General features: G+C 69.5%; 23 protein-coding genes and 1 pseudogene. 11 read left to right on the forward strand and 13 right to left on the reverse strand.

Annotated features, from left to right (window positions below; translation table 11 throughout):
- The 3 genes and pseudogenes from ACX80W_RS09485 to ACX80W_RS09495 form a co-directional block, all read right to left on the reverse strand.
- Positions 1-417, reverse strand: a pseudogene (locus tag ACX80W_RS09485) (alpha-amylase family glycosyl hydrolase); the annotation flags it as partial.
- Between the two features lie 193 nt (positions 418-610).
- A complete protein-coding gene (locus tag ACX80W_RS09490; protein ID WP_459282635.1) occupies positions 611-1,630 on the reverse strand; it encodes an LLM class flavin-dependent oxidoreductase in 1,020 nt (339 codons plus the stop codon).
- A 27-nt stretch (positions 1,631-1,657) separates the two neighbouring features.
- Positions 1,658-2,203, reverse strand: a complete 546-nt coding sequence (locus ACX80W_RS09495; protein WP_459282637.1) for a gluconokinase — start codon at positions 2,201-2,203, stop codon at positions 1,658-1,660.
- A gap of 122 nt (positions 2,204-2,325) precedes the next feature.
- Between ACX80W_RS09495 and ACX80W_RS09500 the strand changes: the two genes are divergently transcribed.
- Positions 2,326-3,048 carry a potassium channel family protein gene (locus tag ACX80W_RS09500; protein WP_459282639.1) on the forward strand — a complete coding sequence of 241 codons (723 nt, stop codon included), beginning with the start codon at positions 2,326-2,328 and terminating at the stop codon, positions 3,046-3,048.
- A gap of 19 nt (positions 3,049-3,067) precedes the next feature.
- Here the strand turns inward: ACX80W_RS09500 and ACX80W_RS09505 are convergent, their stop codons facing one another.
- A complete protein-coding gene (locus ACX80W_RS09505; RefSeq protein ID WP_459282641.1) occupies positions 3,068-3,877 on the reverse strand; it encodes a hypothetical protein in 810 nt (269 codons plus the stop codon).
- Positions 3,878-4,248: 371 nt separating this feature from the next.
- Between ACX80W_RS09505 and ACX80W_RS09510 the strand changes: the two genes are divergently transcribed.
- Positions 4,249-4,833, forward strand: a complete 585-nt coding sequence (locus ACX80W_RS09510) for a sigma-70 family RNA polymerase sigma factor (protein ID WP_459282642.1) — start codon at positions 4,249-4,251, stop codon at positions 4,831-4,833.
- A gap of 69 nt (positions 4,834-4,902) precedes the next feature.
- Here the strand turns inward: ACX80W_RS09510 and ACX80W_RS09515 are convergent, their stop codons facing one another.
- From ACX80W_RS09515 to ACX80W_RS09530, 4 genes are read right to left on the reverse strand one after another with little or no spacing between them, the layout of a single operon-like run.
- Positions 4,903-5,298 carry a universal stress protein gene (locus tag ACX80W_RS09515; RefSeq protein ID WP_459282644.1) on the reverse strand — a complete coding sequence of 132 codons (396 nt, stop codon included), beginning with the start codon at positions 5,296-5,298 and terminating at the stop codon, positions 4,903-4,905.
- The gene (locus tag ACX80W_RS09520) at positions 5,295-7,070 is read right to left on the reverse strand and encodes a tripartite tricarboxylate transporter permease (RefSeq protein WP_459282884.1); all 1,776 of its coding nucleotides are present in this window, start codon (positions 7,068-7,070) and stop codon (positions 5,295-5,297) included. Before ACX80W_RS09520 ends, ACX80W_RS09515 begins: the two co-directional genes overlap by 4 nt.
- Positions 7,063-7,605, reverse strand: a complete 543-nt coding sequence (locus tag ACX80W_RS09525) for a tripartite tricarboxylate transporter TctB family protein (RefSeq protein WP_459282646.1) — start codon at positions 7,603-7,605, stop codon at positions 7,063-7,065. The genes ACX80W_RS09520 and ACX80W_RS09525 overlap by 8 nt, the downstream gene beginning before the upstream one ends.
- 2 nt (positions 7,606-7,607) lie before the next feature.
- Complete coding sequence (locus tag ACX80W_RS09530) at positions 7,608-8,615, reverse strand: Bug family tripartite tricarboxylate transporter substrate binding protein (RefSeq protein ID WP_459282647.1); 1,008 nt, start codon at positions 8,613-8,615, stop codon at positions 7,608-7,610.
- Between the two features lie 172 nt (positions 8,616-8,787).
- Between ACX80W_RS09530 and ACX80W_RS09535 the strand changes: the two genes are divergently transcribed.
- Genes ACX80W_RS09535 through ACX80W_RS09545 form a run of 3 tightly spaced genes read left to right on the forward strand, consistent with a single transcriptional unit; the run spans position 8,788 to position 12,318 of the window.
- On the forward strand, positions 8,788-10,371 hold the full coding sequence (locus tag ACX80W_RS09535) for an ATP-binding protein (RefSeq protein ID WP_459282649.1): 1,584 nt from the start codon (positions 8,788-8,790) through the stop codon (positions 10,369-10,371).
- Positions 10,368-11,090, forward strand: a complete 723-nt coding sequence (locus ACX80W_RS09540) for a response regulator (protein WP_459282651.1) — start codon at positions 10,368-10,370, stop codon at positions 11,088-11,090. The genes ACX80W_RS09535 and ACX80W_RS09540 overlap by 4 nt, the downstream gene beginning before the upstream one ends.
- Positions 11,091-11,127: 37 nt before the next feature.
- A complete protein-coding gene (locus tag ACX80W_RS09545) occupies positions 11,128-12,318 on the forward strand; it encodes an MFS transporter (protein ID WP_459282653.1) in 1,191 nt (396 codons plus the stop codon).
- 20 nt (positions 12,319-12,338) lie between these two features.
- On the opposite strand, the gene ACX80W_RS09550 is transcribed toward ACX80W_RS09545, so the two are convergent.
- From ACX80W_RS09550 to ACX80W_RS09560, 3 genes are all read right to left on the reverse strand, one after another.
- The gene (locus ACX80W_RS09550) at positions 12,339-13,574 is read right to left on the reverse strand and encodes an FUSC family protein (RefSeq protein ID WP_459282654.1); all 1,236 of its coding nucleotides are present in this window, start codon (positions 13,572-13,574) and stop codon (positions 12,339-12,341) included.
- A gap of 266 nt (positions 13,575-13,840) precedes the next feature.
- Entirely contained in the window at positions 13,841-14,554 is a 714-nt protein-coding gene (locus ACX80W_RS09555) for a cache domain-containing protein (protein ID WP_459282656.1), read from the reverse strand.
- A 26-nt stretch (positions 14,555-14,580) separates the two neighbouring features.
- Positions 14,581-15,315 (reverse strand): FadR/GntR family transcriptional regulator, encoded by a 735-nt coding sequence (locus ACX80W_RS09560; RefSeq protein ID WP_459282657.1) that lies wholly within the window; start codon positions 15,313-15,315, stop codon positions 14,581-14,583.
- A gap of 138 nt (positions 15,316-15,453) precedes the next feature.
- On the opposite strand from ACX80W_RS09560, the gene ACX80W_RS09565 reads away from it, so the two are divergent.
- From ACX80W_RS09565 to ACX80W_RS09590, 6 genes are all read left to right on the forward strand, one after another.
- A complete protein-coding gene (locus tag ACX80W_RS09565; RefSeq protein WP_459282659.1) occupies positions 15,454-16,527 on the forward strand; it encodes an ABC transporter ATP-binding protein in 1,074 nt (357 codons plus the stop codon).
- 79 nt (positions 16,528-16,606) lie between these two features.
- Positions 16,607-17,803, forward strand: coding sequence for an ABC transporter substrate-binding protein (locus ACX80W_RS09570; protein ID WP_459282661.1), 1,197 nt, complete (start codon positions 16,607-16,609; stop codon positions 17,801-17,803).
- Positions 17,804-17,846: 43 nt separating this feature from the next.
- Complete coding sequence (locus tag ACX80W_RS09575; RefSeq protein ID WP_459282663.1) at positions 17,847-18,758, forward strand: ABC transporter permease; 912 nt, start codon at positions 17,847-17,849, stop codon at positions 18,756-18,758.
- A 9-nt stretch (positions 18,759-18,767) separates the two neighbouring features.
- Positions 18,768-19,625, forward strand: coding sequence for an ABC transporter permease (locus tag ACX80W_RS09580; RefSeq protein WP_459282665.1), 858 nt, complete (start codon positions 18,768-18,770; stop codon positions 19,623-19,625).
- A gap of 54 nt (positions 19,626-19,679) precedes the next feature.
- Positions 19,680-21,293, forward strand: a complete 1,614-nt coding sequence (locus tag ACX80W_RS09585) for an amidohydrolase (protein ID WP_459282666.1) — start codon at positions 19,680-19,682, stop codon at positions 21,291-21,293.
- The gene (locus ACX80W_RS09590) at positions 21,286-22,890 is read left to right on the forward strand and encodes an alpha-amylase family glycosyl hydrolase (protein ID WP_459282668.1); all 1,605 of its coding nucleotides are present in this window, start codon (positions 21,286-21,288) and stop codon (positions 22,888-22,890) included. The genes ACX80W_RS09585 and ACX80W_RS09590 overlap by 8 nt, the downstream gene beginning before the upstream one ends.
- Positions 22,891-22,926: 36 nt before the next feature.
- Here ACX80W_RS09590 and ACX80W_RS09595 read toward each other — a convergent pair whose 3' ends face one another.
- A complete protein-coding gene (locus ACX80W_RS09595) occupies positions 22,927-23,184 on the reverse strand; it encodes a hypothetical protein (RefSeq protein ID WP_459282670.1) in 258 nt (85 codons plus the stop codon).
- Positions 23,185-23,324: 140 nt separating this feature from the next.
- Positions 23,325-26,366 carry an alpha-mannosidase gene (locus tag ACX80W_RS09600; protein ID WP_459282671.1) on the reverse strand — a complete coding sequence of 1,014 codons (3,042 nt, stop codon included), beginning with the start codon at positions 26,364-26,366 and terminating at the stop codon, positions 23,325-23,327.
- Positions 26,367-26,373: the final 7 nt, after the last annotated feature.

Raw genomic sequence — 26,373 nt, forward strand, 5'->3', positions numbered from 1 at the left:
GTACCACTGGCCGTCTTCGGTCCGGTCCCAGGCCGGCCCGCCGAACACCGACTCCCAGTCCGAGGGCGGCTGCGCACCGTCCGGGCCGGTGCCGTCGCGGAAGATGTAGCGCTCCCGCGCCGGGGAGCCCTTCGGTGCGGCCAGGGCCTCACGGAACCACTCGTGCCGGTTCGAGGTGTGGTTCGGCACGATATCGGCGATCAGCTTGATACCCGCCCCGTGCAGGGCGGCGACCAGCTCATCGAAGTCCGCCAGGGTCCCCAGCTTCGGATCGACATTGCGGTAGTCATCGACGTCGTAACCGCCATCGGCCAGGGCCGAGGGGTAGAACGGGCTGAGCCAGACCGCGTCCACGCCCAGGGACCTCAGGTACGGAACCCGGGAGGTGATGCCCCGGATATCCCCGAGCCCGTCACCGGGGATCCGGAGGCGACGCCGCTCAGGCTCCGCCGCCGGCCGACCGACTTTGGCGAATGGGCCCGGGGCGCGGCCGCCGTGGTGATCCAGCGCTCAATCCTCGGCACCCTGCACTAGCTTCCCGACGACGCCGGCGGGCGGCCCTGCAGCCCCCCCGCCGGTGCGTTCTCGGCCGTGTCCGGCCGCTGGTGAATCAGCGCCAGCCGGCCGCGGGCGCCACGTGCTTCACGATGCTCTCGAGGAGCGTTGCGTTGTACTCGACGCCCAGCTGGTTCGGGACGGTAATCAGCACGGTGTCCGCTGCCTGCACCGCCGCGTCGGCGGCCAGCTCCGCGGCAAGAACATCCGGTTCACCGATGTAGCTCTTGCCGAAGCGGGCCAGGGCTCCGTCCAGGTGGCCGACCTGGTCCCTGCCCTCGGCCTGCGCCCGGAGTCCGAAGTAGTAGCGGTCCTCATCCGTCACCAGGGGAATCACGCTGCGGCTCACGGAGACGCGCGGGGTTCCCGCGTGGCCGGCCTGGGCCCATGCCGTCCGGAACACGTCGATCTGCTCGGCCTGGAGCTGGTCGAAGGGCACACCGGTGTCTTCGGTCAGCAGGGTGGAGCTCATGAGGTTCATGCCCTGCTCCCCCGTCCACTTCGCGGTGGCGCGCGTGCCCGAACCCCACCAGATGCGTTCGCTGAGTCCCGGGGACTGCGGGTCGATCGCCAGGCGTCCGGTGGATCCGGTCATCCGGGGATCGGCCGCGGCGACTCCCGCACCGGAGATCGCGGCACGGAAGATGGCCGTCTTGCGGCGTGCGTCGTCGGCGTCGGTCAGCCCGTCCGCGGGCACGTAGCCGAAGCTCTCGTAGCCGCGCAGGGCCGGCTCGGGTGATCCCCGGCTGACCCCGAGCTGGAGTCGGCCGTTGCTGATCAGGTCGGTGACGGCCGCTTCCTCCGCCATGTAGAGCGGGTTCTCATAGCGCATGTCGATGATGCCCGTGCCCAGCTCGATGCGGCTGGTGCGGGCGGCCATCGCCGCAAGCAGCGGGAAGGGCGAGGCGAACTGGGGGACGAAGTGGTGAACGCGCATAAAAGCGCCGTCGACGCCGACCTCTTCGGCGGCGACCGCGAGCTCCACCATCTGCACCAGGGCATCCCGGGCCGTGGGGGCGAGGGAACCCGGAACATCCTGATAATGCCCGAAGGACAGGAAACCTATTTTCTTCATGCCCGGGTAGCGTACCGGGCCCGCTCCTTATTCCCCGGTTCCTCCCGGGCCGCCGCCGGCGCCGGGAAGGCCCTCCACAAACTCCACCGCCTGGTCCACGATCCGTTCCAGGGGCTGGGCCAGGTCGATCGTCACGCCCGTTTCGTCCTGCTGCAGCGTCTCCAGCACCTCGTACTGGGACATCAGGAGCGCGGGCGGCATGAACTGATGGGTACGCCCCGCCACCCGCTCCGCCACCACCTCCATCGGCCCATGCGGGTGGACCATCACCGAATCGGGTGCGAAGGAGCGCAGCAGGTCGCGGTAGGAGCGCTTCAAGGCCGAGCAGGCCATGACGATCCCGCCGTCCCCGCCCTCCGCGAGCCGCGCCCCCACGGCCCGGAGCCAGGGCAGTCGTTCGGTGTCCGTGAGGGGCGTGCCGGCCGCCATGAGTCTCCGGTTGTGCTCGGGGTGCAGGTCGTCACCGTCCACGAACACGGCACCGAGGCGGGCCGCCAGCAGCGTTCCCACCGTGGTCTTTCCGGAGCCCTGCACTCCCATGACGACAAGCGGCGGAATCGGGGAATGCGTCATGGCTGGCCCTTCGTAGCGCCGCGGGGTTCCGCGGGGAGGAAATGCACCTCCCCGCATTCTACAAACCGCTGCCCGGGGATCCACCGAAACCGATGGACGCGGCGCCGATCTAGGATTCAGGAATGACTTCTGAGATGTGGCGGGCGCGCACGGAGTGGCCCCTGGCCGGGGCCGCGGTCCTCTTCCTGCTGATCTACTCGGTGCAGGTGATCGCCCCGCTCAGTGCTGCCGAGGCGTCCGCGCTGGCCGCCGCGAACTCGGTGATCTGGGCGGTGTTCCTCCTCGACTTCGTGGTGAACCTCGCCCTCGCCGAGCGGCGGTGGCACTGGCTGTTGAGGAACCTCCACGAACTGCTCATCCTCGTCCTGCCCATGCTGCGCCCGCTCCGTCTGCTGCGGCTGCTCACCCTCCTGAGGGTGCTGAACCGGGCCGGTGGGGACGCGCTCAGGGGCCGGCTCGCGCTCTACGTCCTTGCCTCAGCGGTGATCCTTTCCTACGCCAGCGCCCTGGCTGTGCTCGACGTCGAGCAGGATGCTCCGGAAGGCAATATCCTCACGATCGGGGATGCCCTGTGGTGGTCGCTGACGACCGTCACCTCGGTGGGCTACGGCGACCACTTCCCCGTCACGGTGCCGGGCCGGCTTGTCGCCTCGGGCCTCATGGTGCTTGGCATCGCGGTCCTGGGCGTTGTCACCGCCACCGTGGCGTCCTGGCTCGTGGAGAGCGTCTCGACCGGCTCCGCCGACGACTCGGCCGACGCGGTGCAGCGGGAACTCGCGGCCGTGCGTGCCCAGCTCACCGAACTCACCGACCAGCTCGCGGCCCGGCGCGGACCACCGGAGTGAGGCACCGGGGTGGGCTGACCTACCCGGGCAAGGGTCCGCCGGTGAGCAGTTCCCCGGCGAGCCGCCGGAGTTCGTCCTGGATAACCAGATCGGGCTCAACGGTTCCGATCTGTTGGGCCGACGCGGAGGCGGTGCCATCCATGGCCGTCACGGCCATGATGTACAACGTTTGGCCGGTCGGCAGATGCTGGGTCAGCAGGTAGGACACAGACTCCGCGCCTACCGTCTCGACAGGAAGCTCCTCCATCGTGGCTGTCACCCTCTGGCCCTGGACTTCGAAGGTGAACTGGGCACATCGGCTCATGTCAAGGCTCAGCCCGTGGGCGAGAATTGCGGGATCATCGATCGATGCGAGCGCGGCAATAGTCATCGAGCCGGAGGGATCGGAGGCGCTGACTCCAGTCGCCGACGCGACATCCGCGGGAATCTGCCCCATGTTCTTCTTCACCGTCTCCCCGCACTCCGCCGGGTCGATCACGACGCCGTCCAGTGCGGCCTTGACGGCGTCCGCCCCCACTGCAAGCTGATCCTGGGGTACAAGGGCGAACGGTTGGCCCTGGGCGTCGACCAGCCGGGACACGCGGGCCTCAAGGTCCGCCAGCGGAAGGACATTCAGGGCGGGCGGTGCGGCCGGTTCCGCGGCGGCCGTCGAGGCCGGGGCGGCCGGTGCTGCGGTCTCCGGCGCCGTCTCAACCGGTTCCGGGGTACCGGAGGAGACGCCCGGCGCCGGCGAACCGGACGCCTCCCGTCCCTGCCCCGGCCCTCCGCAGCCCGAGAGCAGCAGCCCAAGAGCCAGTAGCGCTCCCGCGCGCGTGCCGTTTCTCCCCATATTTTCCCCCATTGGATTGTGTGCTGACGCAACGTTCAGCACAGCGTACAGGCCCCGGGGCTGCCCCACGTAGAGACCGGCCCGAAGGTTCTGCGTCGACTTGGGCCGAGGGGGCGGCGGATCGAGTCGGACGGTACCGCACAAAAAAGTAAGCAGGTGTATTGCTAGATCGTCTAGATAAATGTCATACTCGAACCCTTCGCTGGGGAGTGGACGGACGGGCTGTGCGTGCGGCAGGACGCCGGCGGGACCTCCACCGGTCTGTGAAGGTCGAGTCCACGAACAAAGCAGGTTTCCATGCCGGGCCACACTCAAGCGACGGGTGCGCATCCGTCTGCCAGCGCATGCGCGGACGCAGGGACCCGGCAGCCATGACGGAAAAGGGCTCAACGACCCCAACCCTGCTTCGGCTCCTTGAGGAGGTGGCGGGCGGTAGCGAATCGGCGTTTGAGTCGCTCTATGAGCAGACGGTCCGCCGGGTCTACCGGGTGGCACTCAATGTGATCAAGAATCCTGCAATGGCCGCCGAGATCGTCCAGGAGGTCTACCTCCTGGTGTGGACCTCGGCTGGAAAGTACGACCCGGCCCTGGGCTCGCCGCAGACCTGGATCCTCACCCTCGCCCACCGGCGGGCCGTCGACCGGGTCCGGAGCGAGCAGAGTTCCTCCGAGCGCGGTGCCCGGCACGCCGAGGAGATGAAGGCGCTCAAACACGATTCGATCGACGAAACCGTGCACCGTTCCCTGATGGCCGAGACGGTCCGCCGATGCCTCTCGTCGCTGACCGATCACCAGGCCGAGGCCATCCGGCTCGCGTATTACGGCGGCCTGACCTACGTCGAGGTCGCCGAGGCCCTGAACCTCAAGGTCCCGACGGCGAAATCCCGCATTCAGAGCGGGCTGGTGAAGCTCCGCCGCACCCTGGAGGTCGAGGGGTACGACGCCTACTCCCGGTAGCTCCCCCGCGCAGCGGCGCACCGGCCTCCGATTGCGCGGGGGCCGGTGCGCGGACGGCGTGGGCCGGGGCTAAGGCAGCTTCACCGCCAGCACGTTGCACCGGGCCGAAAGCAGGATCGTCTGCGCGGTGGAGCCCATGATGAGCTTGCCGACCGGCGTGCGGTGCCTCAGCCCGATCACGAGGAGGTCGGCGTTCAGGCTCTCTGCCGCCTCCAGCACCTCCTCGGCGGCCGTCGCCTCGGAGGTCCCGTGGCGCACCTCGTAATCGACGGTGGAGGAGGCGAGTTTACCCTCCAGCTTCGACACGTCGGCGTCGTCGGCATAGGCCGGGTCGACCAGGCGGTCGGCGCGGGTGGTGTTCACGACGACGAGTTTGGCTTCCCGGCGCCGCGCCTCGCGGATCGCCTCGTCCACCGCTGCGTCTCCGAGGGCATTGGGCACGTAGCCCACAACGATCGTGCTCATGGCTTGTCCTTGCTGTCGTCGGGGATGGATCCTGCGGACCGGGCGCCGGTCACGGCGTCCGCCTCGGCGCCGGGGCGGGGCGCGCCGGGGCCGGTGGTGTCGGTTGGCCCGGTGCTGGGAAGGCCCGGATCGCCGGCTCCCACACCGGCGCCGCCCCCGCCTGCATCCCGGGTGTCAGCCGGAGCGCCGTCGACGCCCTGCACGCCCTGGCCCACGGTGCCGGAGGCGCCGTTCCCGTCGGTGCCCCCATCGGCGTCGACGACCGTCTCGGCCTCCAGCGCGCTCTGGCGCCTCCTCATCCAGAAGGACAGGACGAAGATGATGATCAGCACCACGTAGATTGCGGCGGCGATCGGCGAGGAGATCAGCGCCACCGGATCGCCCTGGGAGATCGCGAGGGAGCGCCGCAGCTGGTTCTCGAAGATGGGCCCCAGGATCAGGCCCACGACCATGGGCGCCACGGGGTAGCCGTAGCGGCGCATGAAGAACCCGAGGATGCCGAGGATCAGCAGGATGATCACGTCGATGGGGGTGAAGTTCACCGAGAACGCGCCCAGGGCGGCGAACACCAGGATGCCCGCGTAGAGGTAGGGCCGCGGGATCTGCAGGATCTTGACCCAGATACCGACCAGGGGAAGGTTGAGCACCAGCAGCATGAGGTTGCCGACGTAGAGGCTCGCGATCAGCGCCCACACCAGCGCGCTGTCGTTTTCGAAGAGCTGCGGGCCGACCGGGATCTGGTACCGCTGGAACGCGACGAGGAGCATCGCGGCGGTGGCGGTGGTGGGGATGCCGAGGGTCAGCAGCGGTACAAGCACCCCGGCGGCGGCAGCGTTGTTCGCCGCTTCCGGACCGGCAACGCCCTCGATGGCGCCCTTGCCGAACTGCTTCTTCCGTGCGCCCTTGGCGAGCTTGCGCTCCGAGGCATAGGAAAGGAAGGTGGCGACGTCGGCGCCGCCGGCGGGGATGGTGCCGATCGGGAAGCCGATGAAGGTGCCGCGGAGCCAGGGACGCCAGGATCGCTTCCAGTCCTCCCTGCGCATCCACTTGGTCCAGCCGCCGGTCACCGGGATGACCTTGATCGGCCCGTGGCGCAGGCGGGAGGCGACGTAGAGCGCCTCACCCACGGCGAACAGCGCGACGGCGACAAGCACGACGTCGATCCCGTCCGCCAGGAACGGGCTGCCGAAGGTGTACCGCTGCTGGGCGGTCAGGGAGTCGAAGCCCATGGTGGCGATGAACAGGCCAAGGGCGAGGGAGGCGAGCCCGCGCAGCACCGAGGAACCGAGCAGGGCTCCAACGGTCAGGAAGGCGACGACCATCAGCGCGACGTACTCGACCGGGCCGATCTGCACCGCAAAGGCCGCCACGTAGGGGGCGACGAAGCTCAGCAGCACCGTGGCGATGGTCCCGGCGATGAACGAACCGACCGCCGCCGTCGCGAGTGCCGCCGCGCCGCGGCCGGCCTTGGCCATCCGGTTGCCCTCGAGGGCCGTGACGATCGACGAGGACTCGCCGGGGGTGTTGAGCAGGATCGAGGTCGTCGACCCGCCGTACATTCCGCCGTAGTAGATGCCGGCGAAGACGATGATGGCCGCGGTGGGCTCGAGGCTGTAGGTCAGGGGCATCAGCAGCGCCACGGTCATGGCCGGGCCGATGCCGGGGAGGACGCCGACGGCGGTGCCGACGAGCACCCCGCCGAGGGCGAACAGCAGGTACATGGGCTGCGCCGCGACGGCGAAGCCCTCGAGCAGGCTCATGAAGTTATCCACTGAAGACACCGAACCCTTCGAGGAAGCCCGCGGGAAGGGAGACGCCGAGCAGCCCTGCGAACACGAACTGCAGGACGAGCGCGAGCACGATGGCGGTGATCAGGTTGCGGAACCAGGGCCGGGCCCCGAGGGACCACGCGCATCCGAAGAACAGCACGGCGGCGGCGACCGGCCAGCCCAGGGGCACGATCAGGAACGAGTGGAGCAGGACGAAGCCGGCGAGCTTCCCGACGGTGGCCCAGTCGGTCGCGATGTTCGGGTCGACGTCCTCCCCCTCCTCGGGTACGCCGGTTCCACCGCGGAGCAGCTGGATGACGAGGCCCACCCCGACGAGCACGAGCATGCCCGAGACAAGGTAGGGGAAGGCCCGGGGCCCGATGTCGCTGGCGGAGGGCGGGGTCTGGATGCCGGCGCCGGCGACGAATCCGACGACTCCGATGCTGAGGACGATCAGCGCGAAGATGAGCTCCCCGATGGGCCTGCCGGGAGCGGCGGCCGTGCCGCTCCCGGCGGGGCTGGAGATTGAGGTACTCATGGTTACAGCAGGCCGATCTCGGTCAGGGTGGTCTTCACCGTGGCGATGTCCTCGGTGAGGAAGGTGTCGAACTCCTCGCCCGTGAGGAACGCGTCGGACCAGTTGTTCTCCTTGAGGGTCGTCTTCCAGGCCTCGGTCTCGTGAAGGTCGGTGACGAGCTGGGTCAGCTTGTCGGCCTGCGCCTCGTCGATGGAGCCCGGGGCGACGACGCCGCGCCAGTTGGTGAGCACCACGTCGATGCCCTGGTCGGAGAGCGTCTCGACCTCGGGAAGCTGCGGGGCCGCCTCGTCGCCGGAGACGGCGAGGGCGCGGAGCTTGCCGGCCTCGACCTGCTCGGCGTATTCACCGACGCCGGAGATGCCCGCGTTCACCTTGTTGCCCAGCAGCGCCGCGAGGGACTCGCCGCCGCCGGAGTACGGGATGTAGTTCAGCTTGTCCGGGGCGATGCCTGCCTCCTTCAGCACCATGCCGGCGAGGATGTGGTCCGCGCCGCCGGCGGAGCCGCCGGTGATGGAGACGCCCTGGCCCTTGGCCTCGATGTCGTCGAGGAGGTCCTGCATTGTCTGATACGGCGAATCGGCGGGAACCACGACGACGAGCGGCTCGTCGGTCATGCGCGCGATCGGCGTGGTGTCCTCGATCCGGTTGGCCGCATTGTTGGTCTCCACGGCCCCGACCATCACGTAGCCCATCACCATCAGGGTGTTGGGGTCGGTCTCGGTCGCGAGCTGGGCCAGGCCGTTGGTGCCGCCGGCGCCACCGACGTTGACCACGGAGGCGGTCTCGACGAGGTCGTTGTCCTGCAGGTCCTTCTGCATGGCGCGGCCGGTCTGGTCCCAGCCGCCGCCCGGGTCCGCCGGGACCACGATGTTGAGCTTCTCGATTGCGCCTTCGCCCCCGCCGGCCGTGGTGCTTTCGGTCATCGATCCGCACGCGGAAAGGGCAAGGGCTGAGGCCAGGGCGAGCGCCGTGAATGTGGAACGGCGCGGAACCGTGTTGGAGATCTTCATGGGGGTGCCTCTTCCTTGAGTTGTGATGTGGATCACCACGCTGGATTCAGCGTAGGAAGGCCGGCGAAGCGGCGGAAGCATACGGTCGTAACGCTCGTATTGGTCTTTATGGTCCCGGCGCCCGGGCGGAATTCCGCGCCACGGTGGCGATCCGCCGTGCCACAATGGGCGCATGATCCGGACACTGTCGCTTCGATCACAATTGTTCCTGCTGCAGTTGTTCATCGTGCTGGCCGTCGTCCTGGTGGCCGGATCCACAGCCGTCACCATGCAGATGCAGCAGATCCGCGACCAGTACGAGGACCGGATGATCGGGGTGGCGCAGTCGGTGGCGCAGCTGCCTTCGATCGTGGAGGCGTTCGACGATCCGAATCCGAGCGCCACGATCCAGCCGATCGCCGAACTGATTGCCCAGTCCACCGGGGTTACCTACGTCGTGGTGACCGACGAGCGCGGGGTGCGGTACTCCCACCCCAACCCGGAACTGATCGGCAAGGTCGTCTCCACCGATCCGTCGGTCCCGCTCTCGGGCAAGACCTACGTCGGCACGCAGACCGGAACCCTGGGTGAATCCTGGCGGGTGAAGGTCCCCATCTACTCACCGGCCGGCGGCATCATCGGCACCGCGTCGGTGGGCACGCTGGAGTCAGAACTCACCGAGGACCTCTTCGAGGACCTCCCCCGCCTGCTGATCTGGCTCGTCGCCGCGGCCCTTGTCGGGTCGGCCGGCGCCATCTACATCTCCCGGCTGGTCTGGCGCCGCATCTACCAGCTCGAACCGGAGGAGATCGCCTCCCTGCTCGAGACCCGCGACGCCATGCTCCATGGCATCAGCGAGGGGATGGTCGCCGTCGACGAGCACGGCAGGATCGCCCTGGTCAACGACGAGGCCAAACGCCTGCTGGAGCTCGACGACGCCGCAACCGGCCGGCACGTCTCAACGGTGCTCGACCCGGCCCTCGCGGAGCTGCTCACCTCCCCCGGTGACGCCGACGAGACGGTCCTCGTAGGCGAGCGGGTGCTGCTCGCGAGGACGACCGACGCCGTCGTGGACTCCAAGCGGGTGGGCCATGTGATGATCCTGCGCGACCGCACCGAACTCCACCAGCTCCTGACCGACCTCGACGGCGCCCGCGACGTCACCGCGGCGCTGCGCGCGCAGGCCCACGAGTTCGCCAACCGCATGCATACGGTGTCGGGGCTGCTCGAGCTGGGGCGCACCGAGCAGGCGGTCGACTTCATCTCCCGCTCCGGCCACGGCGGCGCCCTGGTCTCCGGCAGCATCGCCCCCGGCATCACCGACCCCGACGCCGCGAGCCTGCTGATGGCCAAGAGCACCATCTGCGCCGAGAAGGACATCGCCCTCAGCGTGACCGGGACCTCCACCCTTGAGCCCGACGGCACCACCGACGCCGTCACCATCCTGGGGAACCTCATCGACAACGCGATGGAGGCCGTCGGCGCCAACGGCACGATCAGCGTCGACCTCGAGTCCGGCCCCGAAACAACGCGCATCACCGTCGCCGATGACGGCCCGGGAGTGCCCGACGAGGTGCTGGCCCGCATCTTCTCCTCCGGCTTCTCGACGAAGGACGGCGGGCACGCCGGCACCCGCGGCTTCGGCCTGGCCCTGGTGACCCGCATCGCCGACCGCCGGAACGGGCAGGTCGTCGTCGAGGAGTCCCTCCTCGGCGGCGCCGAATTCACCGTGTTCCTCGCCCGGCAGCCCGCCGGCCGACCGCTGCAGGCCTCATGAGCGCCATCCGCACCGTCGTCGTGGACGACGACTCCGAGGTGGCAGGGGTCCACACCGGGTTCCTGCTAGCGCATGGCGGCTTCGACGTCGTCGGCGTGGCGCACACCGGTGCCCGTGCGCTTGAGCTCGTCGACCTGTTGAAGCCCCAGCTCATCCTCCTCGACATCCACCTGCCCGACATGTCCGGCATCGAGGTGCTGCGCGCCGCCCGGAACCTTCCCGGGGAGCCCGTCGACATCATCGCCATCACCGCCGCCCGCGAGCTTGAGACGGTTCGCGCCGCAATGGCCGGCGGCGTGCTCCACTACCTCGTGAAGCCCTTCAACTCCCGGGTCCTCAACCAGCGCCTTGACGCCTACGTGGAGTACCACCGCGCCGTGGCCACCCACGCCTCGGTGGGGGCGGCGGCACTGGATCAGCACCGCATCGACCAGCTGCTGCGCCCCGCCGGCCCCGGGACGGCGGCCGGGGCGGGTCCGGCCCGCTCGGGCCCGACGCCCAAGGGACTCTCAGCGCCGACCCTCGACGCCGTCGTCGCGGACCTGCGCACCCGCCCGGACGGCGCCTCGGCCTCGGAGGTCGCCGAGCGCCTCGGGATGGCCCGGGTCAGCGCCCGCCGCTACCTCGAGTTCCTCGTCACCAAGGGGCAGGTGCGCATCGTTCCGCGCTACGGCACCGCCGGAAGGCCCGAGAAGTTCTACCTGTGGACCAGGCGCTGAACGCCCGGATGCCCCCGCCACCGGCGCGGGGCCGTTAGTGCGGAACTGGCCGTGGGTGCTGCTCCTCCATGCCCTGTTCCTGCAGCTTGCCGCCTACATTGTCCGTCCGGCCGCGGCCTACCGGGCCCTTGAGCTCGGCGTCGAGCCCGCCCTCCTGGGGCTGATCGCCGCGAGCTTCGCGCTCCTGCCGCTGGTCATCGCGGTCCCCGTGGGCCGGGCGACCGACGCCGGGCATCAGCGCGCTGTGCTGCTCGCCGGCGCCGGCCTGATGGCCGCCGCCGGGGTGGGGCTGGTCTTCGCGTCGTCGTCCCTTGAACTGCTGCTCGCCTGGAACGCGGTGCTCGGGCTCGGGCACCTCATGGGCGTCGTCGGACAGCAGAGCCGGATCGCCGAGGGCGAGGCAGGGAGGCTCGATGCGGCGTTCGGGCTCTACACCTTCGCCGGTTCGGCAGGGCAGGCCGTGGGCCCGTTGCTGATTGCGGTGTTCGGCGGCGGCCGGGTGCTGCCCGACACCCGGGCGCTGTTCCTTGCCTATACCGCCTCCGCCGTCGTCCTGCTGGCGCTCACCTTCCCCCTGGTGCTCCGCCCACGGCGGGCGCGCAGGACAGGCGGACGGCCCCCGGTGCCCCGGGGCAGCCTGGCGAGCGCGTTCACCCGGACCACCCGGGAATCCCGGGGGAAGCTGTTCGGGGCGATGGTCGTCAGCGCCATGGTCCTCGGCGCCGTCGACCTGATCGCCGTGTACCTTCCGGCGCTGGGCGTCGAGCGCGGCATCCCGGCTGCCGCCGTCGGGGTCCTGCTGAGCGCGCGGGCCGGTGCCACGATGGCGTCCCGGCTCTACCTCGGGCCGCTCGTCGCGCGTTTCGGGCGGGCCGGACTGATCGTCGCCTCCACGGCGGTGTCCGCCCTCGCCGTCGGTGCACTCGCCGCACCGCTGAACCTGGCCGCGCTGGCGGCCGTCCTGGTGGTGGCGGGGGTTGCGCTGGGCGTCGGGCAGCCGCTGACCATGACCGTCATCTCACTCGAGGCGCCTGCGGGCACCCGGGGAACCTGGCTGGCGCTGCGCCTGAGCGCGAACCGGCTGGGCCAGTCCGCGATTCCGGCGGCGGTCGGCCTCGTCGCGGCGGCGGCCGGCGTGGCGGGGGTCTTCGGCGTCACGGCGGGCGGCCTCGCACTGGTGGCCGCAGGCTCCTGGTATGCGCTGCGGAAGGGGCGGGGCCAGGAGTAGCACCGGACAGAGCGCGCTCGTCAGTCCTCGCCTGGGGAGGTCCGGTCCGGGCTCCGCCGCCGCGGTGAGCGCCGTCCCACCCCGGGCAACCAGCCGACGCCTGCGGCCGGGATCTCGATCCGGCTGAGCCATGGCTTGGTGCTGCGCTCGCTGTGCTCCAGGTCAAGCTGCGAGACGGCATGGTCGATGGCGGCCAGCACGGAGCCCTGGAGCATCCACAACTCCCTTTGTTCCCGCGGATCGACATCCAGCAACATCAGTTCGGTAAGGACGGCACGGGTCTCGCGGACACTTTCGAGCATATGCGCCAGTGCCTCGTCGGCGCGCTCCCCCATGCCGCTGCCATACTCGGCCTCGACGAGGTCACCGAAGGCGCGCAGTCCGTTCGCCAGATCGTCGAGCACGAACGCGAAGGCCCGGCGAAGTTCCTTTTCGGTGGGGTTCGGCAATCCACTCTGCTCCGCCGGCGCCTCTTTTCCGATGACGACGAGCAGCGCCCGTTGCGCGGCGAGGCATTTTTCCAACCGGTCCAGTGCCGCGCGCAGCCCCGGGTACACAACCGCCATGGCCAACGCGCGCGGGTTGAACCGGCGGCTCTCCTTCACTGTCTCCACTTCGGCCGACGCAGAACGGAGTTCTTTGGCGATGTCGTCCGTCCAGTCGAACCATGCCTTCACCTCGTCGGGATGCGGTGGTCCACCCCCGAGTGCCCGTGCGACTTCGTCCATCAGGGCCGCCTGCGACCGCGTAACCCGCCGCACCGCATCGCTGGCACGGGAGTTCGGGATCGCGACCGGGACCACGAGGCTGAACGCGATGCCCACCACCGTGCCGATCAGGGTGTTCGCCAGCCGCACCTCCGCGGCAATGCCGGGCGTCGAGACCGCGAGGATCAGCATTCCGCTGATGGGCGCCTCGAGCGTCTGGTCCCCCAGCCGCAGCACCATGGCGGCGGTCAGGGAGGCGGCGATCACCAGGCCCAGGCTCCACCACGACAGGCCCATCATCTCCGCGAAGCCGACCGCGATCAGGATCCCGGTGAGCACCGCCCCGACGCGAACCATTCCCATCAGCAGCGTTCCGACCGTCGAGGCCTGAACCACCAGCAGCGCCGTGAGCGGTGCCGTCAGATCGAGGATGCCCGGGAAGAGGGTGTCGGCGACGATGTAGGCGACCACTGCTGCGACGGTGAGCCGGAGGATCTGCGTGGCAGCCGGGCTGAGGCGCTTCGGCACCTCACCCCAGGACGCCGGCATGGCAGGCCAGATCGACCACAGCATCCGGCGCACGGACCACTGAGGACGGGGCCTGGAACTTCCATTCCGTTCACTCATGTCGATCCCGGGTCTGTTGGGAGGATGCGCCACCCGGCAAAGCTAGCGCTGAGCCGGAGCGCGCCTTGGCCTGAACGTACCCCTGACTCGGCCGCGTGACTACCCCGACGGAGTTCCAACAACGGACTTCCCTGACCGCGGCCGAGGACCTGTAGTTCGCTGCGCGGTTCCCTTCGGCATCGAAGGATTCAGACCCCGGGCACCTGGGGATCTGCCGCGCCCCAGATCGAGAAGCGCCTGCCTACCGGATAGGAGAATTCGGCGTCGTCCGGCTCGATCAGGTCGCCGGGCTCCAGCGCCACCGCCGAGGAGACGACGACCCGCCCCTCGGCGCTGACGAGTGACACGGCCGGCCCCAACTGGCGCAGGCCGCGGATGAGGTGCTGCTCGAGGGTCCGCACCGCGACGTCGGTCCCGACGATCCCGGCAACCGCGTCGCTGCCCTCCCGGCGGACGGGATGGGTGAAGGTGACGACGTAGTCATCGGTGCACAGGAAGTCGATGTAGGGCCCGGTGGCGTGCGGCAGCCCGGTCCCGACCGGGATCCGGAACCATTCCGCCTTCAGGTAGCGCTCCATCGAGCTCGGGCTGAAGTTCGCCAGCGCATCAACGCGCTCGAGCTGCTGGCCCTGCCACCAGGCGATGTAGCTGCGGTCCGGCCCCACGAGGCCGGAGTTGGCGATGAATCCCGCTCCGGCGAGTTCGGGCCGGTCCCTGGCGAGCAGTCCCTTCACGGCGGGCTGGACCAGGGCGTCGATCGCCGCGCCGGGCACCACCCCCCTCATGCCCGAAAGGTCCCGGCCAAGATCCCGGGCCCACTCCTCGAGGATGCCCTCGATGCCGGCGATCAGGGACTGCACCTGGCGGACGGGTGCCGGTACTTCACTGTGTTCTGCAGCCATGGCAGGCTCCTTGGGGGCGCGGACGGTCATCGCGAATGCTCGTCGAGCAGCCAGTGGATCAGGGCGCTGATGAGCTCCTTGGTTAAGGTTTCGGCGAGCGCGCTGTCACGGGCCTCGATGGCCGTGGCGACAGCGGTCCGCATCCCGACGGAGGCCTCCCGGAAGGATCCGTCGGTGTAGGGCAGCAGGGTGAGGGTTCCCAGGTCGGCCTGCAGCCGCACCAGCTCCCGGCCCAGGCGCGCCGAGCGGGCGATGGCGGCGAGTTCGAGCAGGAACTCCGAGTCGACAAGGCGCCACGCCAGCAGCGTGTCCTCGGCAGGTCGGAGGTAGGTGCGCAGGATGCCCAGCTCCGTGGCATCGGCCCGGCGTGCGGCGAGCCCGGCGCACGCCACCGTGACGATCGAGTAGTGAAGACCGAGATCGTTGATCTGCACCCGGGTGAGCGCCCGGAGCTGTTCGAGGGCGCTTCGGGTCGAGGGGAGGAAATCCTCGGCGACGAAGCTGCCGCCGTTGCGTCCCCGGGTGGTGGTGATCAGGCCCCGGGCCCGCAGGCTCGACAGCGCTTCCCGGGCCGTCACCGGCGACACCCCGAGGGCCGCCGCAAGTTCGACCTCACTCGGCAGCCGCTGGCCGCTGACCAGCAGCCCGGTCTCCACCGCCTGCTCGATGCGCTCGACCACCTGCTCGGCGAGCCCCGCCGAGCGCAGCGGCGAGAAAACGGCGGCAAGTCCCCGGGACGCGGAGGCGGCTTGCTGGGTCACGCACCCACTGTAACGAGGAATTAATCAAAGCGTCTATACATAAAACATATAAGGTCATATGCTTTAGCGCAGATCGATGAGTGAGGCAGGTCACAGTGCCTCGACAGCTGCCGGCGCAGCGGAAAGGCACCGCCCCCGATGACCCAGACGGCCCTCAACTCCCCAAGGATGATGAACGTGTCCTCAGATGTCCCGGCGATCTCGCTGCGCAAGCTCACCAAGGAGTTCGGCGAGACGACGGCGGTCGACGGGATCGACCTCGAGATCCGCCAGGGCGAGTTCTTTTCCATGCTCGGCCCGTCGGGTTCCGGCAAGACGACGGTGCTGCGCCTCATTGCGGGCTTCGAATCGCCCACCAGCGGAACCGTCGAGCTTGAGGGGACCGACGTCACCGCCCGCGCCCCGTTTGACCGGGATGTGAACACCGTCTTCCAGGACTATGCGCTCTTCCCGCACATGAGCCTCATCGACAATGTCGCCTACGGCCTGCGGGTGCGCGGGGTCCCGAAACGGGAACGCCGCGAGCGCGCCGGGGCGGCGCTGGAACGGGTGCAGCTTGGGGGCTTCCTCGGCCGGAAACCGTCCCAGCTCTCCGGCGGCCAGCGGCAGCGCGTCGCCCTCGCCCGGGCCCTCGTGGTCGAACCGCGGGTCCTCCTGCTCGATGAACCACTCGGAGCCCTCGACCTCAAACTGCGCCAGCAGATGCAGGTCGAACTCAAGGAACTGCAGCGCTCCCTGGGCATCACCTTCATCTTCGTCACCCACGACCAGGAGGAGGCGCTCACGATGAGTGACCGGATCGGCGTCTTCAACGCCGGCCGCCTGGTGCAGGTCGGCTCGGCGAAGGAAATCTATGACAAACCGAACGGCGAGTTCGTCGCCAATTTCGTCGGAACCTCGAACATCTTCCCGGCCGCCGTCGGCTCGAGCCTCTACGGAAGGGCCGAAGCCTTCTCCGTCCGGCCCGAACGCCTGCGGCTCGCCCATCCCGCCGACGCCCGCCGGGACGGCGCCACCGCGATCCGCGGAACCGTCGCGGCCCTCGTCTACCTGGGCCATGCCACCCAGGTCCGGGTGACGATCAGCGACGGAACCACCGTCGTGGTCCTCGTCCACCCCGCCGCCCTTGCGGAGGAGGACGTCGCGCCGGGCCGGGAGGTCTCCGTCGAGTGGCGGGCCTCCGACGTCGTCTGGCTCCCGCCCACCCCCTGACCGGGCAGCCCCCCGGACCGGCACCGACTTTCCCGCAACACCGATCTTCCCGCATCACCGACCTTCGAAAGGCAGAACCATGACCACGTCCCCCAAGCGGTACTGGCCGCTCTCCCTGGCGGCCGTCGCCGTCCTCGCGGCGACCTCCTGCGGCACCACCTCCGGCGGCGGCGACTCCGACGCCAAGGCACCGGAAAAATCGGCGCAGGCCGAGATCGGCGAGGGCGAAGGCAAGCTCTCGATCCTCGCCTGGCCCGGCTACGTCGAGGACGGAAGCAACGACCCCGAGGTCGACTGGGTCTCCGCCTTCGAGGAGGAGACCGGGTGCATGGTCGACTTCAAGCCCTTCGGGACCTCCGACGAGGCCGTCACCCTCATGCGCACCGGCCAGTACGACGTCGTGTCCGCCTCCGGGGACGCCTCCCTCCGGCTGATCGCCGGCGGCGACGTCGAGCCGGTGAACACCGACCTGCTGGAGAACTACGCCGACGTCTACCCCTTCCTCAAGGACCAGCCGTGGAACACCGTCGACGGCGAGAACTACGGCATGCCACACGGCTGGGGCGCCAACGTGCTGATGTACCGCAGCGACCTCGTCGACCCCGCCCCGACGTCCTGGAAGGCGGTGTTCGAGGACGCGGAGAAGTACTCGGGCAAGGTCACCGCCTACGACTCCCCCATCTACATCGCCGACGCCGCGCTGTACCTGATGAAGCACAACCCGGAGCTGGGGATCGAAAACCCCTACGCCCTCGACAAGGACCAGCTGGCGGCCGCCGTCGACCTGCTGAAGTCCCAGCGTGAGCATGTCGGCGAGTACTGGTCCGACGTCGTCAAGGAGGTCCAGTCCTTCGCCAGCGGCGGCAGCGTGGTGGGCACCACCTGGCAGGTCGGCGCCAACATCGCGACGGCCGACGGCACCAAGGTCGAGACCATCCTCCCCGAGGAGGGCGCCACCGGCTGGTCGGACACCTGGATGATCGGCGCCGAGTCGCCGAACAAGAACTGCGCCTACATGTGGCTCGACTACATCGCCAGCCCCGAAGCGAACGCGCAGGTCGCCGAGTACTTCGGCGAGTCCCCGGCCAACCCCGCCGCGTGCGAGCTGACGACGGACAAGAACCACTGCGAGACCTTCCACTCCGGCGACGAAGAATACGCCAACCAGATCTGGTACTGGACCACCCCGGTGGCCGAGTGCATCGACGGGCGCACCGACGTCGAATGCACCGACTACTCCGAGTGGACCAAGGCCTGGACCGAGATCAAGGGCTAGAGAACATCCCCATCAGCAGGGCGGACGGAAAAGGTAAACCGACATGACACTCAAGATCCAGCCGAGGCCCACCCCGGCGCCTCCCGGCACGGGGAACCGGCGGGTATCGGCGGCGCTGCACCGCAGCCCCCGGCTGCGCCTGGCGGGCCTGCTCACCGCTCCGGCGGCCTGGCTGATCCTCGTGTACATCGCGGCGCTGGCCGCCCTGCTGATCACCGCCCTCTGGACGGTGGACACCTTCACGGGGAAGGTGTCCACCACCTGGACCCTCGACAATATCCTCACCGTCACCACCGACCCCGTGTACCAGGCGATCGCGCTGCGGACCCTGCGCATCGCCGTCGTCGTCACCCTGATCGACATGGTGATCGCCCTGCCGATGGCCTTCTTCATCGCCAAGGTGGCCACCAAGCGGTGGGAGAAGCTGCTGATCGTCGCGGTGCTGATGCCCCTGTGGGCCAGCTACCTCGTCAAGGCCTACGCCTGGCGGAACGTCCTCGCCGAGGGCGGACTGCTCGAGTGGCTCGGCGCCCCGGTCGGGCTGAACAGCCCCGGCTACAGCGAGACCGCGATCGTGCTCACCCTCGCGTACATCTGGCTGCCCTACATGATCCTTCCCATCCACGCCGGCTTCGAACGGGTGCCGGACTCGCTGATCGAGGCCTCGGGTGATCTGGGCGCGAAGCCCCTGGCCACACTGCGCCTGGTGGTGTTCCCCATCCTGGTGCCCTCCATCATCGCCGGCACCATCTTCACGTTCTCGCTCTCCCTCGGGGACTACATCACCGCGCAGATCGTCGGGGGCACCACACAGATGCTCGGCACCGTGGTGTACGCCAATGTCGGGGCGGCGAACAACCTGCCGCTGGCGGCCGCCGTGGCGCTCATCCCGATCGCCATCATCATGATCTACCTCTTCGTGGTCCGCCGCACCGGCGCCCTGAACAACCTGTAGGAGCGGACCGTGAAACTCTCGCGCAGTGCCAAGACCATCCTCGGGGTCATCACCGGGCTGATCCTGCTGTTCATCTACCTGCCGCTGCTGCTGGTCGTGGTGAACTCCTTCAACGGCGACCGCACCTTCGGCTGGCCACCGCGCAGCTTCACCCTCGAGTGGTGGGGCCGCGCCTTCGCCTCCGAGGGGGTGCGCGACGCCCTGGCGACGTCGGTGCAGGTCGCCGTGATCTCCACTCTCCTCTCGCTCGTCCTAGGGACGCTGCTGGCCCTGGCCCTGCAGCGCTACAGCTTCTTCGGACGCGACGTCATCAACCTCCTGGTCATCCTGCCCATCGCGCTGCCCGGCATCGTCACCGGCATCGCCCTGAACAATCTGTTCACCACGGTGCTGGGGGTCCCCCTGAGCCTGTGGACAGTCATCGTCGCACACGCCACCTTCTGCATGGTCACCGTGTTCAACAACGCCATCGCCCGGCTGCGGCGCATCAACGGCAGCCTGGAGGAGGCCTCGGCCGACCTGGGCGCCGGCGTCTTCACCACCTTCGCCCTGGTGACCCTGCCGCAGCTGCGCTCCGCACTGCTCGCCGGCGGGCTGCTGGCCTTCGCGCTGAGTTTCGATGAAATCATCGTCACCACCTTCACGATCGGCGCCGGCCAGCAGACCCTGCCGGTCTGGATCCTCTCGAACCTCTTCCGCCCCAACCAGGCCCCCGTGGTGAACGTCGTCGCGGTGATCCTGATCATCGTCTCCATCGTCCCCATCTGGCTGGCGCAGCGGCTCTCCAGCGATTCGGTGACGGGAACCGGCGCGCCGGGCCTCGGACGGGGCAAGATGAAGAAAGCCAAGGCTCAATCCGCCCCCTAACCCGGAGGTGACCCAATCCTCGACCTGCTGCTCGTCAACGCGGCCATCTTCACAATGTCCGAGGCCTCCCCCACCGCCGGCACCCTCGGAATCCTGCACGGGCGGATCGTGGGGCTCGACGGGCAGGTCGAGGGCCTGCCCGCTCGCCGCACCCTGGACTGCCGCGGCGCGGTGGTCCTGCCGGGGTTCGGGGACGCCCACAACCACATGGCCTGGTTCGGGCAGTCCCTCTCCGAGCTCGACCTCAGCTCCTGCACCACCGTGGACCAGGTGTACGACGCCGCGGCGGCCTTCGCTTCCGGGCTCCCCGCCGGCGCGTGGGTAATCGGTTCCGGGTACGACAACACGGTCCTGGGCGGCCACCCGCACCGGAGGGGACTCGACGCCGCGGCGCCGGGTCACCCGGTCTGGCTCAAGCACCGCTCAGGCCACGCCTGCACGGTGAACACCGAGGTGCTGGTGCGCGCCGGGGTGATGAACGGATCGGCCGGGGCCCCGGTCGGCGGAGAAGTCGTCCGCGACGCCGAGGGACCCACCGGGGTGCTGCAGGAACAGGCGCAGAAACTTGTCACCGAGCTCGTGGTTCCCTACCCGGTGGAGGACCTCGCCGGTGCGATCACCGCCGCCAGTGCGCGCTACGCCGCCGAAGGGCTAACGCACGTCACCGAGGCCGGGATCGGCGCCGGCTGGATCGGGCGCAGCCCCGTGGAGCTCGCGGCCTACACCCTCGCCCGCGAACGCGGCGGCCTGAAGACCCGGGTGCAGCTGATGGCCAGCAGCGACGCCCTGCACCCGCTCCGGTCCCACCGCCGTGACGGAATGCGCTTCGGGCTCGATCTCGGGGTGCGCACCGGGTTCGGGGACGACACGCTGCGGCTGGGGCCGATGAAAATCTTCATCGACGGCTCCCTCATCGGGCGCACCGCCGCCGTGACCGAGCCGTTCTGCGGGCACGGGCACAACACGGGCAGCCTCCAGCTCTCCCTCGAAGAGCTCACCGGCCGCATCGTCGACGCCCACTGCTCCGGCTGGACGGTCGCCGCCCACGCCATCGGTGACCGCGCCGTCGACGTCGCCCTCGACGCGTTCGAGGCCGCGCAGGCCGCCCGGCCTCGCCCGGACGTGCGCCACCGGATCGAGCACGCCGGCATCGTCCGGGAGGACCAGCCCGCACGCTTCCGGGCCCTCGGCGTCACCCCGGTCCCCCAGCTCCGTTTCCTCCACGAAATGGGACAGGTGATGCTCGGGACGGTCGGCGGGGAGCGGGAGGCCCTCGTGTACCGGCACCGCTCCTTCCTTGAGGCCGGAGTCCGGGTGCCCGGCAGCTCCGACCGCCCCGTCGCCGCCGGCGCCCCGCTGCTGGGGATGCAGTCAATGGTCCAGCGCAGCACCGCCGGCGGCAGGGTGATGAGCCCCGGCGAACGGGTCGATGCGCAGACGGCCCTGCGCGCCTACACGGTCGACGCGGCCTGGATCGCCGGCGACGAGGACATCCGTGGGACCCTCGAGCCGGGAAAGCTGGCCGACCTTGTCCTGCTCTCGGACCATCCGGCGGCCGTCCCGGCCGACGGAATCGGGCGGATCGGGGTCCTCGCCACCTTCGTCGACGGCCGGTGCGTGCACGGGGAGGACTTCGTCTCCTCCCTGGAGGTGGAGCCTGGTGCCTGATCCCCGAACGCCACCGGACGGTGTTCCCTGGTGGAAGACCGCGGTGATCTACCAGGGATATCCGCGCTCCTTCGCGGACGGCGACGGCGACGGCGTCGGGGACCTCCCGGGCCTGCTGGCGAGGCTTCCCTACCTCGCGTCACTGGGGGTCGATGGGCTCTGGCTCACCCCGTTCCAGCCCTCCCCGCAGGTGGACCAGGGCTACGACGTGAGCGACTACTGCGGGGTGGATCCGCTGTTCGGCACTCTGGCCGACTTCGACGAGGTGCTCCGCAGAGCCCACGCCCTGGGGCTGCGGGTGCTCGTCGACGTCGTTCCCAACCACTGCTCGATCGAGCATCCCCTCTTTCGGCGGGCTCTGGCCGCTGGGCCCGGTTCGGCCGAGCGGGAGCTGTTCCACTTCACCGAGGGACGAGCCGATGGGGCTCCCCCGAACAACTGGCAGAGCGTGTTCGGGGGACCCGCGTGGACGCGGGCACACCCGGAGTCCGCCACCGACACCTCGTGGTATCTTCACCTGTTCTCCCCGGCCCAGCCCGACTGGAACTGGCGCAACCCGGCCGTGGGCGACTTCTTCGAGGACGTGCTGCGGTTCTGGCTGGACAAGGGCGTCGACGGGCTGCGCATCGACGTGGCCCACGCCCTGTTCAAGGCGGAGGCACTCCCCGATTCCCCCACCGGCGCCCCCGTGGTGGACGGGCTCCGGTCGAACCGGCAGGTCTCCGATCAGGAGGAGGTACACGCCGTCTACCGACGGTGGCGCAGGCTCGCGGACTCCTACTCGCCGCACCGCGTGCTGGTGGGCGAGGTGAACCTCGAGCCGGCACGTGCCGCCCGGTACACCCGGCACGACGAGCTGCACCAGGCGTTCGCCTTCGCCTTCGTCCGCCTCGGGTGGGATCCGGCCGCCTGGGCCGCCGTCGGGACGGAGCTGGAGGCGGCGCGGAAGGCCCACGGCGCATCGCCCACCTGGGCGCTCGAGAACCACGACGTCGTGCGCGCGGCCACCCGCTTCGGCGGCGGGCAGCGCGGCACCGCCAGGGCGCGCGCGGCCCTGCTGGCCCTGCTCGGTCTTCCCGGCGGCGCCTACCTCTACCAGGGGCAGGAACTCGGGCTGCCCGAGGTCGCGGTCCCGGCGGCGGCACGGCGGGACCCGATGGAGGCCCGCGGCGGGGTGTCCCGCGACGGCGCACGCGTGCCGATGCCGTGGACCGGGGACGCGGCCCTGACCCACGGGTTCTCACTCGCCGATCCTGCGGCCGATCCCTGGCTGCCGGTGCCCCCGGGGTGGGGCCGGTGGGCCATCGAGGCACAGCGGGGCGACCCGGCGTCGACGCAGCAGCTCACCGTCCGGGCCCTTGCCCTGCGCCGCCGGCTCCTCGCGGAGGGGGTGCTCGACGCCGGCGACGGCGCCGTCTGGCGCGTGGAGGACGGCGGCCTGTTGATCTGCGAGCGCGGCCCGCGTTTCCTCGTGGCCGTCGCCATGGGCGCGGCGCCGGTCCGGCTTCCCGCCGGCACGGTGCTTGCCAGCGCTGTGCCGCAGGCCGCCGAGGGCTGGCTCGAACCCGACAACGCGGCATGGCTGCTCCGCGCTTGAGCCCGGCGCCGGCCGGGCCCAAGCGGCGGTGCCGGGCTAGTCTTCGGTCGGCAGGGTCCCGGTGGGGATCGTCGATTCCTCCGGCGACGGCGAGTCCGTCATCTCCCCGTCGGAGGTCGGCAGGGTCCCGGTGGGAATCGTCGACTCCTCAGGGGACGCCGAATCCGTGGGCACCGGGGTGATATTGCCCGTGGGGGGCGTCACCGGTTCCTCGGCCGGATTATCGCAGCCCACGAGGGCCAGCGCGCTGAGGGCCACGACGGCCGGGAAGCTCCTCATTGTCTTCGATCGCATGACCGCCTCCTGACTTCGGTCCGTCCCCTGACCCTTCAACGCTAGCGAGGCCAAAAACCGAGGGACAGCACCGTTCCCGCCACGATCTTCCTTGGAGACCGGCCGTCCCAGGCGTAAAATATGGGGGCTTTCGGCCCCGTTCAGGCCGGGGTTGTCCGGGGGCCCGGGGCAAAGCGGAGGGTCATCAGCTGGAACGGGCGCAGCAGCAGGGCGACCCCTTCGGACGCCGCCTCAGGCACTCCTGTCCGGCGCTCGAGCAGGTCGGTGACGAGCACGGCGGAGTAGTCGAAGTCCGGCGTGAGCACCGCCCTCGCCCGGGTGCCGTGCGCCTCGTAAAGACGGACGATCACATCCCCCGAACGGTCTTCGGCCAACTTCACGGCTTCGACGACGATGGCCGGATTATCCACCGTGAGCAGGGGGGCCAGGTCCGTCCGGTCAACCCCCTCCAGCTCCCGCAGCGGCAGGTTCAGCCGGTAGCCCGCCGCAACGGCCTCGGGAATCCCGGAGTCGGGGCGGAGGCTGAAATCGAACGAGTGCGTTCCCTGGTCCGCGTCGGGGTCGGGGAAGAGCGGTCCCCGCAGCAGGGACATCCTGGCAAGGGTGAACGATCCGCCGTCGGGGCCCTGCACGCGCGAGATGTCATGGCCGTACGTCGAGTCGTTGGCGATGACGACGCCGAAGCCCGGCTCCCCGACATGGACCCACCGGTGTGCCACCGTCTCGAACCGTGCGGAGTCCCAGGAGGTGTTGGAGTGCGTCGGCCGGGAGACGTGCCCGAACTGGATCTCCGACGCCGCGGAGTCGGCCAGCACATCGAGTGGAAACGCGAGTTTGAGGAGTTTCTGCTGTTCATGCCAGTCGACCCACAGCGAAATGTCGACGGCCGTTCCGTCAGCGCTCAGGCGGATGTCTTCGACGATGCGGGACTTCCCGAAGGAGCGTTCGATGTGGAGGGAGGTTCCCACCGCCTGGATCGGATCCGTGGCACGCAACTCCGTCCTGGTGAAGCGGTAGTGCTCATCGATATCCCAGGCGTCCCATTGGTTCGGGGTGTCCCGGAACAGCTGGAACACGTTGCCATGCATTCCGGCAGGCAGCACTTCCCGGCCCGAGGGGAGCGAGAGGAGCGAGACGAAGTGGCCGGCGCTGTCCACAGTCAGCCGCAGGTGGCCGCTTTCGAGGACCCACTTCCCATCCTGTTCGGTGAGCCGCGCTCCACCCTGGACAGGCGTGCCGCCCCCGAGGGCGGGGACTCCGTCCACTTCGTACGGCCCGGCATTGAGGGACAGGGCCGAGGTCCCGGGCGGGAGCAGGGCCCGCAGCGCCGTCCCGATCAGCTCCTCGAGCACCGCCTCCACCTCGGCATAGCGCCGCTCCGCCTCCTCATGGACCCAGGCGATGGAGGAACCGGGCAGGATGTCGTGGAACTGCTGCAGCAGGACCGTGTGCCACGCCTCCTCCAGTTCGGTGTAGGGGTAGGGAGCATCCGCCCGCAGGGCGGCGGTGGCGCACCACAGTTCGGCCTCGCGCAGCAGGTGCTCGCTTCGGCGGTTCCCTTTCTTGGTCTTCGCCTGGGAGGTGAAGGTGCCGCGGTGCAGTTCCAGGTAGAGCTCACCGGACCACACCGGGGAGTCGGGGTATTCGGCCTCGGCCGTCTCGAAGAACCGTGAGGGGCTGGAGAGGGTCACCGTCGGCGAACCTTCAAGGGAGGCGGTGCGGTGGGCGGCCGCAAGCATCTCCCGGGTTGGTCCTCCCCCGCCGTTCCCCCAGCCGAATGGAACGAGGGACGTGTTCGCCGCACCCTTTTCCCGGTAGGTACGCTGCGCGTGCGCGAGTTCGCGCCCGGACAGCTGGGCGTTGTAGGTGTCCACCGGCGGGAAATGGGTGAAGACCGATGTCCCGTCGATGCCTTCCCAGCGGAAGGTGTGGTGCGGAAACAGGTTCGTCTCGTTCCAGGAGATCTTCTGCGTCAGGAACCACCGGGACCCCGAGGCCTTTACGATCTGGGGCAGGGCCGCCGAATAACCGAACGAGTCGGGGAGCCAGACCTCCAGGGGTTCGATGCCGAAGTTCTCGAGGAAGAACCGCTTGCCCGCGACGAACTGCCGGGCGAGGGCTTCACCGCCCGGCATGTTGGTGTCGCTCTCCACCCACATACCGCCCGCCGGGACGAACTGGCCCGAGCGGACCTTCTCGGCGACGCGCTGGAAAAGGTCGGGGTAAAACTCCTTCAGCCACGCGTACTGCTGGGCGGAGGAAGCGGTGAAGACGAAGTCCGGGTCCCGGTCCATCAGGTCGAGGACGTTGGAGAAGGTCCGCGCGACCTTCCGGACGGTTTCACGGGTCGGCCACAGCCAGGCGCTGTCAATATGCGCGTGGCCGACGGCGTGCAGGCGGTGCGCGCTCGCGTAGGCCGGCGAGGCGAGGACGCCGGCGACGGCGGCGCGGCCGGCCGGGGCCGATCCGCCGACGTCGTCAGGGTCGACCGCATTGACGGCGGCTTCCAGTGCGCGGAGGATCTCGTGGCGGCGCGGCAGCTCGACGGGGAGTTCGTGCATCAATCCGTGGAGGGTCGAAAAATCCTGGATCAGTTCCCAGACCGGGACGTCGAGGAGTGCCAGGTCCGCCCTCCGGAAGGTGTACAGCGGGCCGGCACCGGCGGTGGACAGTGAGCCGAGCGGGGTGGGCGCATAGTTGAACCCTTCGATGACATTGGGATTGGACGCCGCTTCGAGGTAGAACTCGAACGTCCTGCCAACGGTGCCCTCCGGAAGGAGCGCCTCAACCGGAATCCACGCGTTGAGGGGCTCGACCGCCTTGAGAACGCGGCCTCCCGCGGAGTACGCAAGGGCTTCGGCCTGGAAGCCGGGCATCAGGCTGGTGAACCCCAGGTCGATGAGCACTTCGGGCCGTGCCTCCATGCCGCCGTAGGAGGCCCATTCCTCGGGGACCGTGCCCGTGATCCGGAACCAGGTGGTGCCCCACGGTGCTCCCCAGCTGGTGCTGGCGGAAAAGCAGGTGAAGGTTTGGGTCACCGCTTCGGCAAAGGGAACGGGTTCGCCGGGGCACTGCCAGGCGGCGATGTCGAGGTGCACGGCGGAATGCCAGGCCGCGGGAACGAGGCGTTCCCGCAGAAAACGGTCGATGCGCGCTTCAACCAGCAGCCGGTTGTCATGCATGGCTGAT

The organism is Arthrobacter melezitosi (genome assembly GCF_054511055.1).